The sequence below is a fragment of the Sphingopyxis sp. C-1 genome (assembly GCF_001047015.1).
Lineage (GTDB): Bacteria > Pseudomonadota > Alphaproteobacteria > Sphingomonadales > Sphingomonadaceae > Sphingopyxis.
Window position 1 is genome coordinate 1,787,575 of sequence record NZ_BBRO01000001.1, and the last position, 13,316, is coordinate 1,800,890.

A 13,316-nucleotide genomic window follows, 5' to 3' on the forward strand; every position below is an offset into this window, starting at 1 on the left:
AGCCGGGCGATGTCCAAAGAGGGCAACGACAGCTCACCGCCCCTAAACGGAAAAGCGGTGTTACGCCTCGGTCAGATCGAGCAAGGCTCTTGCGTCGAGGCCGATGCGGCGCATCTGTTGCGCGACGGGCGGCCAGACATTGGCGAGGAAATCGGCGCGCATCAGGTCGCGCAGGCGCTCGGTCGCGCCTTCGGCGACGAACATGCCGACCCCACGTTTGACCGTGACCAGCCCTTCGTCCTGAAACGTCTGATACGCCTTGGCCACTGTCAGCGGATTGGCGCCTTCCTCGGCCGCGAGCGACCGGACCGACGGTAGCATGTCGCCGTCGCGGAAAGTGCCGTCGAGGATGGCGTTCGCGATGACATCGCGCAGGCGCTGGTACACGGGTTTTGACTGATCGAGCATGCCGCCTTAATGCCATAAGACAGCAGCACAGTCAAATGCGACTAATTACAAATTCAGTCCGATAGACGAAACTAAATTTCCCATGGCCGAACAACATCGTCATATTCGGGGCGAGGGCGTTCATCGAGTTCGCGCGCCGGGGTTCCCAGAAAGAAGTAGCCGACGATCGTGTCGTCTTCACTCGCGCCGAACGCCGCAGCGACTTCGGCACTATAGGCGGCCCAGCCGGTCAGCCAACTGCCGACGAAACCGTGTGCGTGTGCGGCGTGGAGCAGGTTCATCCCGACTGCGCCCGCCGACATCTGCTGCTCCCAAACGGGAATCTTGCTGCCCGGAATCGGCGTGGAGAGCAGGACGAGCAAGGTCGGCGCCTGATGCGCGAACTGGTCGAGCGCCGAGAGGTCCATGCCCGCGGCGCCGGGATTTTCGGCCACCCACGCCTTTTTGAGCAGCTCGGCAAAGGCCTCGCGCTGATTGTCGGCGACTGTGACGATGCGCCAGGGTGCCAGTTTTCCATGGTCGGGGGTGCGCAGCGCGAGCGCGATGATATCGTGAAGCTGCGCGGCGCCGGGGCCGGGCGCGATCATGTCGCGCGCCTTGCCCGAACGGCGGGTGGCGAGATGGGCGAGGAGCGAGGAGGTGTCGTTGAACATGGTGCGGCATGTGGCCTTTCATGCAGGTTTGCGCAAGTGTTGCGAACCATTCGCAATAAATTTCGGCCCGATCGTGATGGTTTCACGCGCAATTAGATTCTTCCCATACGCAATTTTGACGCTAGTGTTACGGCCATCTGCCTCGTTTTCGGGGCCTATAACCATAACCAGGGAAGGGTCGCCATGACCAAAGCCTATGCCCAGCACGGGGATGCCGCCGGGACGTTCCTCGGCCACCCGAAGGGCCTGTTTGTCCTGTTTTTCGCTGAAATGTGGGAGCGTTTTTCCTATTATGGGATGCGCGCTCTCCTGATTTTCTACCTGACCAAGCACTGGCTGTTTTCGGACGGGGAATCGGGTGTCATCTATGGTGCCTATACCGCGCTTGTCTACATCACCCCGGTGCTCGGCGGCTATCTGGCCGACCGCTGGCTTGGGCAGCGAAAGGCGGTGCTATACGGCGCCATATTGCTGACATTCGGCCATTTCCTGATGGGTTTCGAAGGTTCTGGCGGTCAGGATGCGGCGAGCCTCAATATCTTTTGGCTCGCGCTTGCCTTTATCATCGTCGGTTCGGGCTTCCTGAAGGCCAATATCTCGGTGATCGTCGGCCAGCTTTATCCGCGCACCGACGTGCGCCGCGACGGTGCCTACACCATCTTCTACATGGGGATTAACCTTGGCGCGGCGCTCGGTTCGCTGCTCTGCGGCTATCTCGGCGAAGTCTATGGCTGGGCCTATGGCTTCGGCGCCGCGGGCTTCGGCATGCTTGCCGGCCTGATCGTTTTTGTCGTGTTCAAGCCGCTGCTGCTCGGCCGTGGCGAGCCTGAAAATCCGGCGCTGCTGAATGAGAAGAAGTTCGGGCTGAAGTTCGAATGGGTGCTTTATCTGGTCGGCCTCGTCGCCGTCGGCGTTTGCTGGTGGCTGGTGCAGAATCAGGCGCTGGTCGGCACGCTCCTTGGCGTGGCCGGCGCGATCCTGATCGCCTATGTCATCGGTACCGCGGTGATCAAGCTGCCCGCCGAAGACCGCGACCGCATCTTTGCCGCGATGTTCCTCATCATGGGCTCGATCCTCTTCTGGGCCCTGTTCGAACAGGCCGGTTCGTCGCTCAATCTTTTCACCGACCGTTATGTCGACCGTGGCGGCGTGCCGGCGTCGGTGTTCCAGTCGGTCAACGCGATCTATATCGTGCTCCTGGCCCCGCTCTTCGCGGGCCTGTGGACATGGCTTGGCCGCCGCAACATGGAGCCATCGGCGCCGGTTAAGTTCGGCTTTGCCATGCTTCAACTCGGGCTAGGCTTCTTCGTCCTGAAATGGGGTGCCGAAGCGGTGGGCATGGACAATGCGACGCCGGTCCTCTTCATCTTCCTGATCTACCTTCTCCACACGATGGGCGAACTCTGCCTTTCGCCCGTCGGCCTCAGCGCGATGAACCGGCTGGCGCCGGCGCATATGGCGAGCCTGATCATGGGAACCTGGTTCTTCGCATCGGCGACCGGCAATTTCGCCGCCGGCCTGATTGCGTCGGCGACGGGGTCTGAAAAGGCGAGCGGCGAAGGCGCGGGCAAGGCGCTGGTTCTCGATGTCTACCAGACGATCGGCCTGTGGGCGATCGGCTTTGGTGTGCTTGTCATCGTCGTGTCGCCGTTGATCAAGAAGCTGATGCATCTCGACACGCTGCGCGATGCCGATGGGCTGGCCGGCGAGAATGAAATCGGTGAGGCGCAGGCTGCGGGTATCCATCCCGAAACCAAAGGGGCGTAATAATGATCCGGGGTGTGAAGGGCAGCCTGCTGGCTGCAGTGTCGCTGGCGCTCGTCGGTTGCGCGGCGAGCGGTGGTGGAGACGTGGCTTCGGCGAGCGACAAGCCCGCCGATAAGCCGGTGAAGTTCAACAAGGATCCCTATCCGTCGACGTACAAGGGATATCCGACCCGCCTGACGGTGGTGAAGGGTGTCACCATCTTTGACGGCGAGGGCGGGCGGATCGACAATGGTTCGATCGTGATGACGAGCGGTAAGGTCGACCGGATCGGTGGGCCCGACATGGAACTGCCGACCGACGCCGACGTCATCGACGGCACGGGCAAGTTCCTCACCCCCGGCGTCATCGACATACACAGCCACCTTGGCGACTATCCTTCACCCGGCGTCGACGCGCATTCGGATGGAAATGAGGCGACGTCGCCGACGACGCCCGAAGTCTGGTCCGAACATAGCGTCTGGCCGCAGGACCCGGGTTTCAGCCGCGCGCTCGCCAATGGCGGCGTGACGGCGCTTCAGATACTTCCGGGCAGCGCGAACCTGATGGGCGGCCGCTCGATCACGCTCAAAAATGTGCCGTCGCGCACGGTGCAGGGGATGAAGTTCCCTGGCGCGCCCTATGGCCTGAAAATGGCGTGTGGTGAGAATCCGAAGCGCGTCTATGGCGGCAAGGGGCGGATGCCCTCGACCCGCATGGGCAATTTCGCGGTGAACCGCGCGACCTGGCAGAAGGCCGCAGCCTATAAGAAGAAGATGGATGAAGGGAAAGCCGTCGACCGCGACCTCGCGATGGAAACGCTCGCGGGCGTGCTGTCGGGCGAAATCCTCGTCCACAATCACTGCTATCGCGCCGACGAGATGGCGCTGGTGATCGATATGTCGAAGGAATTCGGCTACAAGGTGTCGACCTTTCACCATGCGGTCGAAAGCTACAAGATCGCAGATATTCTCGCGAAGGAAGGCATTTGTTCGGCGATGTGGGCCGACTGGTGGGGCTTCAAGATGGAAGCCTATGACAGCGTGAACGAGAATATCCCCCTCGTCTATAAGGCGGGTGCCTGCACGATCGTCCATTCGGACGATGCGAACCAGATCCAGCGTCTGAATCAGGAAGCCGCGAAAGCGCGCGCTTCCGGCCGCCGCATCGGGATCGACGTCAGCGACGAACAGGCGTGGACCTGGCTGTCGTATAACCCGGCGAAGGCGCTCGGTATCGCCGACAGGACCGGCAGCCTGAAGCCGGGCAAGATGGCCGACGTCGTGCTGTGGAACGGCAATCCGTTCAGCGCCTATACGCGGCCAGAAAAAGTTTGGATCGACGGCGCTTTGATGTTCGACGCGAAAGATCCGAAACGGCGTCCGGTGAGCGATTTCGAGCTGGGCCAGCCGGGCGAAGGAGACGTGAAATGATCCGCGCGCTTCTTCTTTCCGCCGCGGCACTGATCGCCGTTCCGGCCGCGGCGCAGGATGTCGCGATCGTCAATGCCAAGCTCGTCATCGGCGACGGCAGCGCGCCCATCGAGGGCGGCACCGTCGTCGTGCGCGGCGGCAAGGTCGTCGCCGCGGGCGCGGGTGTTGCCGTGCCCGCTGGCGTCGAGCGCGTCGACGCGCAGGGGCGTTATGTGACTCCGGGTATCGTCGCGGCGTTCAGCCGCGTCGGGCTGACCGAGGTCGATGCCGTCACCGGCACCAACGACCGGTCGGCGCCGCGCACGCGCTTTTCGGCGGGGCTCGACATCGCGCCAGCGCTGAATCCGATGGGATCTCCCGTCGCGGTGAACCGCGCGTCGGGCGTGACCCGCGCGATCGTCGCGCCGGGCGGCAGCAGCAATCTGTTCGCGGGCCAAGGCGCGGTCGTCGACCTGGCCGACGATATGGACATGGTGACGAAGCCGCGTGCGCTGCAATATGTCGCGTTCGGTGAGGATGGTTCGGCGAAGGCCGGCGGCAGTCGGGCGGCAACCTTCCTGCTGTTCCGCGAGCAATTGCTGGCGGCGCGCAGCTATGCCCGCAATCCCGCGTCGCTCGCCGAATGGGGAAATGACGCGATGATCCAGCGCGCCGATGCTGATGCGCTGGTGCGCGTGATCGACGGTACGACGCCGCTGTTCGTGCGCGTCGATCGCGCTGCCGATATCGTAAACGTCATCAAGCTCAGGCAGGAGTTTCCGGCATTGAAGCTGGTGCTCGTTGGGGTCACCGAGGGCTGGCTCGTCGCGCGCGAAATCGCGGCGGCAAAGGTGCCGGTGCTCGTCTCGCCGCTCACCGATTTGCCTGGCACTTTCGAACAGCTCGGCGCGACGCAGTCGAACGCGGGCCGGCTCAAGGCTGCGGGCGTCGATGTGTCGGTCGGCGTGTTCGACGACGATGACGCGCACAAGATGGGCTATGCGACGCAATATGCGGGCAATCTCGTCGGCCTTGCGCGCGTACCGGGGGCGAGCGGGATGACGTGGGATCAGGCCTTCGCATCGATCAGCAGCGTTCCCGCGCGGGCTGTCGGTATGGAAGGCAGCATCGGTTCGCTGCGTCCGGGCCGCGCCGGCGACGTCGTGATCTGGGACAACGACCCGCTCGAACTCGGCAGCCGCCCGACGGCGGTCTGGATCGACGGCAAGGCACAGTCGCTGACGACGCGGCAGGATCGTCTGCGCGATCGGTATCGGACGCCGCAGGAAGGGGCGTTGCCCAAGGCTTACGACAGATAAGGACGGGCAGGCGCGGCAGCGCCTGCCTTGCTCCTCGCCTCTATGTTGACACTGTTACCTTGGTGGCAGATGGTGCCGGCATGACGCCGCGAGTCGCCATGCCGTCCGCGTGGCCGTCGGCGGTAAGGAGGGATTGGCCATGCAGCCCATGTCGCTTTTGATCGTCACCGGCGTGTTGTTCGTCGGCTCGCATCTTGCCTTGTCGCATCCCTTGCGCGACGGGCTCGCGGGCCGACTGGGCGAGCGCGGGTTCCAGATCGTCTATTCGGTCGTCGCGATCGCGACTTTCATCCTGCTGGTGCAGGCGTGGCGCGGAATGCCCGCCGAGCCGCCCTTATGGGCGGTCGACGATCCGCTCTGGATGCTGGCCTCGCTGATCGTGCTGCTTGCGAGCATATTGTTCATGGGGTCGCTGATCGGCAACCCCGCGATGCCGGCGCCGGGCGCCGCGAAGGCAGCGCAAGCTGCGCCGCGCGGGGTGTTTGCGATCACGCGGCATCCGATGATGTGGGGCTTCACGCTGTGGGCCTTTGCCCATGCGCTGGTGATGCCGACGCCTGGCCAGATCATTCTGTCGGCGATCATCATCTTCCTCGCGCTCGTCGGTTCGGCGGGGCAGGATGCAAAGAAGGCAAGGCTGATGGGCGATGCCTGGCGCGGCTGGGCATCGCGGACAAGCTTTCTGCCCTATGCGCGGCAGATCGGCGGGGCGGCGCCATGGGGCGACACGATTCCGCGGCCGCACGCGCTGTTCGGTGGAATAGTGCTTTGGCTTGTCGCGACATGGGCACATGGCGCGCTTGGATATATGGTGGCCGGAATCTGGCGCTGGATGGGTTGATATAATGCACGATAAAACGACGACCGCAGACCTGTCGCTTCGCCTGCTTGGGCGGCCGCTCGACGAACTCGACGCCGACGAGCTTCGGGTACTCGATGCGATTGCCGAGCGGCGACTGATCAGCCGCGACGCTGCCGACCTGGATGATGCCGAGGCGAGCTTCGGCGCGCGCCTGTCCGATCGTGTCGCTGCGGTGGGCGGTTCATGGGGTTTCATCATCGCCTTCACCGCAGTGCTGCTCGGCTGGATGCTGCTCAATTCGGACGTGCTTGCCCGCTGGGGGATGGCGTTCGATCCCTATCCCTTCATTTTTCTAAACCTGATGCTCTCGACGCTCGCGGCGATCCAGGCGCCGATCATCATGATGAGCCAGAACCGCGCGTCGGCGAAGGATCGAATCGCGGCAGGGCTCGATTACGAGATCAACCTGCGCGCGGAGCTGGAGATCATGCGGCTGCACGAGAAGCTCGATCAGATGCGGATTCACGAGTTGGCCGGAAAGGTCGATGCGCTGTGCGAGCGGATGGAGGTTAAGGGTTAAGGCAAAGGGCAGAAGTTGATGTCTGTTTTTGGGGTGGTGAGCTGACGTTGCCCTCTTTGGACATCGCCCGGCTGGATATTCCAAAGTTCAGTAAAGTTCAGCCCTATGAGCGCCCCGATTTGCCAGTCGCGGCGTGCTGGATGTGCGCGGCACGTCCGATCATGGTCGAACCCGCAAGCCAGGCAGCCACCGCCTTTTTGTTCACCGATTGAAAGAGCCGGATGAAGGCTGGCATAGCCGGATAATGTAGGAAAGGCCTATTTTGAAGGTGATGTCTGTTTTGGGGTGGGAAGCGGACATCCCGCCCCCCACTTCCGTCATCCCGGGCTTGACCCGGGATCCCGCTTTTTGACGCGCTCACTGACTTCGGCCTCAAGCGGGACCCCGGATCAAGTCCGGGGTGACGAAAAAGGATTGGTCGGCAACCGGTCGTTTCCCATTTGCGCACCCCGGCGAAGGCCGGGGCCCAGGGCTTCAGAGAGCCGACCTCTGCTCGTTGCGCTCTGGACCCCGGCCTTCGCCGGGGCACACACCTGCAACGGCAGCAACCGGTCGAAAGCTGCCCCTCCGACTGGGTGCCTAAAGCCGCACCATCCGCATCCCCATTTCGCCATAGCGCGGGCCGCTCGTTCCGCCCTTGGGCGCGGCTGCATCGATTGCGGCGAGGTCGTCGGTGGTCAGCGTGACCTCGGCAGCGGCCACGCTGTCTTCCATCGTCGCGCGGCGCTTGGTGCCGGGAATGGGGACGATGTCGTCGCCCTGTGCGAGCAGCCAGGCGAGCGCTACCTGCGCCTTTGATACGCCATGCTTGTCCGCGACCGCGCCGATCGCATCGACGATGGCAAGATTGGCGGGGAGGTTTTCGTCCGAATAACGCGGGTCGTTTCGGCGCCAGTCATTCTCCGGAAGCTCGTCACGGCTGCGCACCGCGCCCGCGAGGAAGCCGCGGCCGAGCGGCGAATAGGGGACGAAGCCGATGCCATTGTCGCGGCACGCGCCGAGGATGTCGTCCTCGACATCGCGCTCCCAGATCGAATATTCGCTTTGCAGCGCGGTGATCGGCGCAGCCTTGGCGGCGCGGCGGATCGTGTCGGCGCCGGCTTCGGAAAGCGCGATGTGGCGCACCTTGCCTTCCTTCACCAGCTCCATCATGCCGCCGACGGTCTCCTCGATCGGAACCGACGGGTCGACGCGGTGCTGGTAGAAAAGGTCGATCGTGTCGATGCCGAGCCGCTGGAGCGAACCCTCGCACGCGGCGCGGGCGTTGGCGGGCGAGCCGTCGACGCCGACGATCTGGCTGCCGTCGAATTTGAAGCCGAATTTGGTCGCGATGACGAGCCCGTCGCGCTTGCCCTTGATCGCCTCGCCCAGCAATTCCTCGTTGCTGAACGGGCCATAGATTTGCGCGGTGTCGAAAAAGGTGACGCCCAGGTCGATCGCGCGGTGGATCGTGCGCGTCGATTCGTCGAGGTCGGCGGCCTCGCCATAAAGGATATTGCCGCCCTTGATCATCGGCATGCAGCCGATGCCGATCGCCGAAACTTCGAGGCCGTGGCCGAGCTTGCGGTATTTCATGCGGTTTCTCCTACGGTAGGGGCCTCGCCTTCAACGCCGTCGGCGGCATATTTGGTCGCAGCGACGTCGCCGATAACATTGCCGATTGTACGGAAAATGTCAGGGAAAGTCTCGACCGCGACGAGCAGCCCGAGCGGTGCGACGGGAACGCCCATCGACACCGCAATCGGGGCGATCGACGTCACGAAGCTAATCGAGCCTGGCAGGCTGACCGAGGAAAGCGCAGCCGCCATTGCGACGAGGAGACCGACGGCCATTTCCCAAGGCGTCAGTTCGATGCCGAACAGCCACGCGACATAGACGACAACGGCAAGGTTCATGGCGGGGCTGGTGAAACGGAACAGCGCGACCGCGAGCGGCAGGACGACGTCGGCCTTTTTCGGATCGACGCCGAGTTCCTCCGACGACTTCAGCATCGCCGGCAGGCTTGCGAGCGAGCTTTGCGTGCTGATCGCGACCGCGAGCGTCGGAACCATCGCGCGGACGAAGCGCGGGAGGGGTATGCCGACGACAAGCCATGCGAGGAGCAGACCGAGCAAAATGCAACTGGCACCGATCGCCGACAGGATCAGCACGTAGTGGACAAGCCCACCGAACGCCGCGACTCCCGCCTTGACCGCAAGCGCATAGCCGAGCGCGAAAACCCCGATAGGCGCGAGCGCGAGGATCCAGCCGATGACGATCAGCATCGCATCGCCGAGCGCCTTGAACAGCCCCGACAGCGTCGCGCGCTGCGGCGGCTCGAGCTTGGTGATCGCGAAGGCAAAGATGGTCGTGAAGACGATGAGTGGCAGAATCGCCGTGTCTGCCGCCGCCGCGATCGGGTTGGTCGGAATGAGCGACAACAGGAAATCGCCGAAGGTCGGCGATGGGCCTGCCTCGGTCGTGCCGCCAAGTCCGTGACGCAGCGCTTCGGCGGCGCCGGGAGACAGCGGGAAGAGGCGGAGCAGCAAGGGCGCGAGCAGCAGCGTCATCAACCCGGACAGGAAGATCGCACCCAGAAAGGTCATCACCGCGCGGAAGGCGAGCTTGCCTGCGCGCGCGGCATCGGCGGTCGCGGTGATACCCGTGACGAGCAGCGCGACGACAAGCGGGACGATCGTCATCTTGAGCGCGTTGAGCCAGAGCAGCCCGATCGGTTCGATATAGGGAAGCGACGCAGTGCCCGCAGCGGGCGAAACAAGTTCGACGGCGATCCCTAGCAACATGCCAGCGACAAGCGCCGAGAGAATGAACCAAGCGGATTTCAAAGCGGATTCTCCCGGCGTTTTTTCTGGCCTGCTTGCCAAGCAAATAAGGGTGACTTAGAGCACCTCCCGTAACAAACGGGAACCGGTTTTTGGGCCGGGAAATGCTCCGCGGGGGCCATCCCGTGGACGCCGGGGCAGGCTTTGTCGGCCTTGGCTTAAGTAGCAGAGGGAACATGCGCAAGTTTTTCGGAACCGACGGGATTCGCGGCCTGACCAACCGGGCGCCGATGACCGCGGAGGTCGCGATGCGCGTCGGGATGGCGGCGGGCGCACATTTTCTGCGCGGCGAACACAAGCATCGCGTCGTGATCGGCAAGGACACGCGTTTGTCGGGCTATATGCTCGAAAATGCGCTCGTTGCCGGCTTCACCAGTGTGGGCATGGACGTGGTGCAGGTCGGCCCAATGCCGACCCCGGCGATCGCGATGCTGACGCGCTCGATGCGCGCCGACCTCGGCGTGATGATTTCGGCGAGCCATAATCCCTATCAGGACAATGGGATCAAGCTGTTCGGCCCCGACGGCTACAAGCTCTCCGACGAGGATGAGGCACAGATCGAACATCTGCTGACCGTCGAGCCAAAGCTCGCCGATGTGGCGCATATCGGCCGCGCCAAGCGCATCGACGATGCGCGCGGCCGCTATATCCACGCGGTCAAGCAGAGCCTGCCCGAATCGGTCCGCCTCGACGGGCTGCGCATCGTGCTCGATTGCGCGAACGGAGCGGCTTACAACAGTGCGCCAACGGTGTTCTGGGAGCTTGGCGCCGACGTCGTCGCGATCGGGGTCGAGCCCAACGGCACCAACATCAATGACAAATGCGGATCGACCGCGCCCGCCTTGCTTCAGGAAACTGTGGTTGCGAGCGGCGCCGACATCGGCATTGCGCTCGACGGCGATGCCGACCGGCTGATCGTCGTCGACGAAAAGGGGACGATCGTCGACGGCGACCAGATCATGGGACTGATCGGAGCGAGCTGGGCACGGCAAGGGCGTTTAAAGGGCGGCGGGGTCGTCGCAACGGTGATGTCGAACCTCGGGCTCGAACGCTTTCTCGAAGGCGAAGGGTTGCGGCTCGAACGCACCAAGGTCGGTGACCGCTATGTGCTCGAACGCATGAAGGAAGGCGGCTTCAACGTCGGCGGCGAACAGTCGGGGCATATGATCCTGTCGGATCATGCGACCACCGGCGACGGGACGCTGGCGGCGCTGCAGGTGCTTGCCGAGCTGGTTGCCGGCGGCAAGCCGGCAAGCGATCTGCTCCACCAGTTCGATCCCGTGCCGCAGCTTTTGAAGAATGTCCGCTTTGCCAGCGGCAAGCCGCTCGAGGACAAGCATGTCATCGCGGCGATCGCCGAGGGCGAGGCGGCGCTCAACGGGCGCGGGCGTCTCGTCATCCGTCCGTCCGGCACCGAACCGCTCATCCGCGTGATGGCCGAGGGCGACGATGCCGGACAGGTCGAGCAGGTCGTCGACATGATCTGCGACGCGGTGCGCGCCGCGGCGGCATAGCCATTTGATTTTCTAGAACCGAAAGAGACTTATCATGCTTGAAATGCGACCCGATTGCGAAAAATGCGGACGCGATCTGCCCGCCAATCTTCACGGGGCCTTCATCTGCTCGTTCGAATGCACCTTCTGCGCGAACTGCGCAGACAAGCTCGACGAGATTTGCCCCAATTGCGGCGGCGACCTGCTCGACCGGCCGCTGCGCGAAGGCGCGGCGCTGGCCAAATTCCCCGCGTCGACGGAGCGAAAGCATAAGGGGTGACCAATTCCCTTTTTCGTCATGCTGGGCTTGATCCGGCATCCTCCGCTGCCCTGGCATCATGGACCCCGGATCAAGTCCGGGGTGACGATCCTTATGTTGATGAACCATGACCGCGCGCGTCCTGATTATTGCAGGTTCTGACAGCGGCGGCGGCGCCGGTATCCAGGCCGACATCAAGGCGGTCACGATGCTCGGCGGCCATGCGATGACCGCGATCACCGCGATCACCGCGCAGAACACGCTGGGGGTGCAGGGCGTCCATCCGGTCCCGACCGCGATGGCCTTGCAACAGATCGACAGCGTCGCGTCGGACATCGGCGTCGATGCGGTCAAGATCGGCATGATCGGCAGCGCCGAAACCGCTGCGGCGGTGGCGGAACGATTGTCGCAGCCAGACCTCGCGCAGGCTGCGCTTGTATTCGATCCGGTGATGGTCGCCACCAGCGGATCGGTCCTCGCCGATGCGCCGACAATCGACGCGTTTCGCGCGTTGCTGAACCGCGCGATGGTCGCGACGCCGAACCTGCCCGAACTCGATGCGCTTGGCGGTGAGGAGGCGGTGCTCGCACACGGCTGTTCGCTGCTGGTGAAGGGCGGCCATGCCGAGGGCGAGACGGTGATCGACCGTTTGCTCGAAACGGGCGAGGGCGAGGTTGCGCGCTGGGAAGCACCACGGATCGACACGCCGCACAGCCACGGCACCGGCTGCACGCTTGCGAGCGCGATCGCAACGGGGCTGGCGCAGGGAATGCCGCTTGAGCCCGCGATCGCGCGTGCGCGGGATTTCGTGCGCCTTTCGCTGCACGATGCACCGGGGCTGGGGCAGGGGCATGGCCCGATGGGGCAGCAATATGTGCGTAACGACGGGCTGTTCACCGGCCCGGCGCTCAACCAAGTCACGCTGCCCGCAAATGATTATGCGGTATCAGTCGCCTTCTACAAGCAGATGGGGTTGAAGCAGATCGTCGATAGTCCCGACAATGGATATGCCCGCTTCGAGGCTGCGAACGGCGTTACCTTGTCGATCCATGTCGGCGACGGCGCGGCTGGCGGTGCCACGACCTATCTGGAAAGCGGCGCGCTCGACGCGTGGGTCGCGTATCTGGCGCGGCGCGGCGTCCGGTTCGACCAGATGCCGAAGGATGAGGAATGGGGCTGGCGCGAGGCGCGACTGACCGATCCCGCGGGCAATCGCCTGTGCCTGTATCAGGCCGCCGAATATCGGCGCTATCCGCCGTGGCGCATATGATCGTCGGCGTTGACGAAGCCGGGCGCGGGCCGCTGGCGGGCCCGGTGGTCGCGGCGGCGGTGCTGCTCTGCGAAGGCGGCATCGATGGTCTCGATGACAGCAAGAAGCTAACCGCAAAACGCCGCGCCGAACTCGAAGCGCAGATCAAGACGCGCTGCCGTTGGGGCGTCGGCGAGGCGAGCGTTGCGGAAATCGACCGCATCAACATCCTGCAGGCGACCTTCCTCGCAATGACGCGCGCGGTCGAAGCGCTGGGGTTCGAACCCGCCGAGGTGCTGGTCGACGGCAACCGCCTGCCGCGCTGGCGCTATACCGCGCGCGCGATCATAGGCGGCGACGCGCTGCACCCCTGTATTTCGGCGGCGAGCATCATCGCGAAGGAACATCGCGACCGCTTCATGGTGGCAGCGGCGCGCGACTTCCCCGGCTTTGGCTGGGAAACCAACATGGGTTATGGTACCGCCCAGCATCTTGCGGCGCTGCGGCAGCATGGCCCCACGCCGCATCATCGGACCAGTTTTGCCCCGGTCGCCCAAATGCAGCTGGTCTGAAAAC

The 13,316-nt window shown here is 63.9% G+C and carries 13 protein-coding genes; 9 read left to right on the forward strand and 4 right to left on the reverse strand.

Annotation, left to right across the window (positions count from 1 at the left end; all coding sequences use genetic code 11):
- Positions 1-60 precede the first annotated feature (60 nt).
- Together SC1_RS08215 and SC1_RS08220 are read right to left on the reverse strand one after the other, a co-directional pair.
- Entirely contained in the window at positions 61-408 is a 348-nt protein-coding gene (locus SC1_RS08215) for a GntR family transcriptional regulator (RefSeq protein ID WP_062179937.1), read from the reverse strand.
- A 71-nt stretch (positions 409-479) separates the two neighbouring features.
- Complete coding sequence (locus tag SC1_RS08220; protein ID WP_062179940.1) at positions 480-1,061, reverse strand: nitroreductase; 582 nt, start codon at positions 1,059-1,061, stop codon at positions 480-482.
- A gap of 183 nt (positions 1,062-1,244) precedes the next feature.
- Between SC1_RS08220 and SC1_RS08225 the strand changes: the two genes are divergently transcribed.
- From SC1_RS08225 to SC1_RS08245, 5 genes are all read left to right on the forward strand, one after another.
- The gene (locus SC1_RS08225; RefSeq protein ID WP_062179944.1) at positions 1,245-2,828 is read left to right on the forward strand and encodes a peptide MFS transporter; all 1,584 of its coding nucleotides are present in this window, start codon (positions 1,245-1,247) and stop codon (positions 2,826-2,828) included.
- A gap of 2 nt (positions 2,829-2,830) precedes the next feature.
- The gene (locus SC1_RS08230; RefSeq protein WP_083435754.1) at positions 2,831-4,237 is read left to right on the forward strand and encodes an amidohydrolase; all 1,407 of its coding nucleotides are present in this window, start codon (positions 2,831-2,833) and stop codon (positions 4,235-4,237) included.
- The gene (locus tag SC1_RS08235; RefSeq protein WP_193749134.1) at positions 4,234-5,535 is read left to right on the forward strand and encodes an amidohydrolase family protein; all 1,302 of its coding nucleotides are present in this window, start codon (positions 4,234-4,236) and stop codon (positions 5,533-5,535) included. Before SC1_RS08230 ends, SC1_RS08235 begins: the two co-directional genes overlap by 4 nt.
- A 139-nt stretch (positions 5,536-5,674) precedes the next feature.
- A complete protein-coding gene (locus SC1_RS08240; protein WP_062179947.1) occupies positions 5,675-6,376 on the forward strand; it encodes an NnrU family protein in 702 nt (233 codons plus the stop codon).
- Between the two features lie 4 nt (positions 6,377-6,380).
- On the forward strand, positions 6,381-6,917 hold the full coding sequence (locus tag SC1_RS08245; RefSeq protein WP_062179950.1) for a DUF1003 domain-containing protein: 537 nt from the start codon (positions 6,381-6,383) through the stop codon (positions 6,915-6,917).
- A gap of 579 nt (positions 6,918-7,496) precedes the next feature.
- Here SC1_RS08245 and SC1_RS08250 read toward each other — a convergent pair.
- Positions 7,497-8,492, reverse strand: a complete 996-nt coding sequence (locus SC1_RS08250; RefSeq protein WP_062179953.1) for an aldo/keto reductase — start codon at positions 8,490-8,492, stop codon at positions 7,497-7,499.
- Positions 8,489-9,742 carry a dicarboxylate/amino acid:cation symporter gene (locus tag SC1_RS08255; RefSeq protein ID WP_083435755.1) on the reverse strand — a complete coding sequence of 418 codons (1,254 nt, stop codon included), beginning with the start codon at positions 9,740-9,742 and terminating at the stop codon, positions 8,489-8,491. Before SC1_RS08255 ends, SC1_RS08250 begins: the two co-directional genes overlap by 4 nt.
- Before the next feature lie 173 nt (positions 9,743-9,915).
- On the opposite strand from SC1_RS08255, the gene glmM reads away from it, so the two are divergent.
- The 4 genes from glmM (at position 9,916) to SC1_RS08275 (ending at position 13,312) form a co-directional block, all read left to right on the forward strand.
- A complete protein-coding gene (glmM, locus tag SC1_RS08260; RefSeq protein WP_062179955.1) occupies positions 9,916-11,253 on the forward strand; it encodes a phosphoglucosamine mutase in 1,338 nt (445 codons plus the stop codon).
- Between the two features lie 34 nt (positions 11,254-11,287).
- On the forward strand, positions 11,288-11,512 hold the full coding sequence (locus SC1_RS08265; protein WP_037510600.1) for a DUF1272 domain-containing protein: 225 nt from the start codon (positions 11,288-11,290) through the stop codon (positions 11,510-11,512).
- A gap of 106 nt (positions 11,513-11,618) precedes the next feature.
- On the forward strand, positions 11,619-12,761 hold the full coding sequence (gene thiD, locus SC1_RS08270) for a bifunctional hydroxymethylpyrimidine kinase/phosphomethylpyrimidine kinase (protein WP_062179958.1): 1,143 nt from the start codon (positions 11,619-11,621) through the stop codon (positions 12,759-12,761).
- A complete protein-coding gene (locus SC1_RS08275; RefSeq protein WP_062179961.1) occupies positions 12,758-13,312 on the forward strand; it encodes a ribonuclease HII in 555 nt (184 codons plus the stop codon). Before thiD ends, SC1_RS08275 begins: the two co-directional genes overlap by 4 nt.
- Positions 13,313-13,316 lie beyond the last annotated feature (4 nt).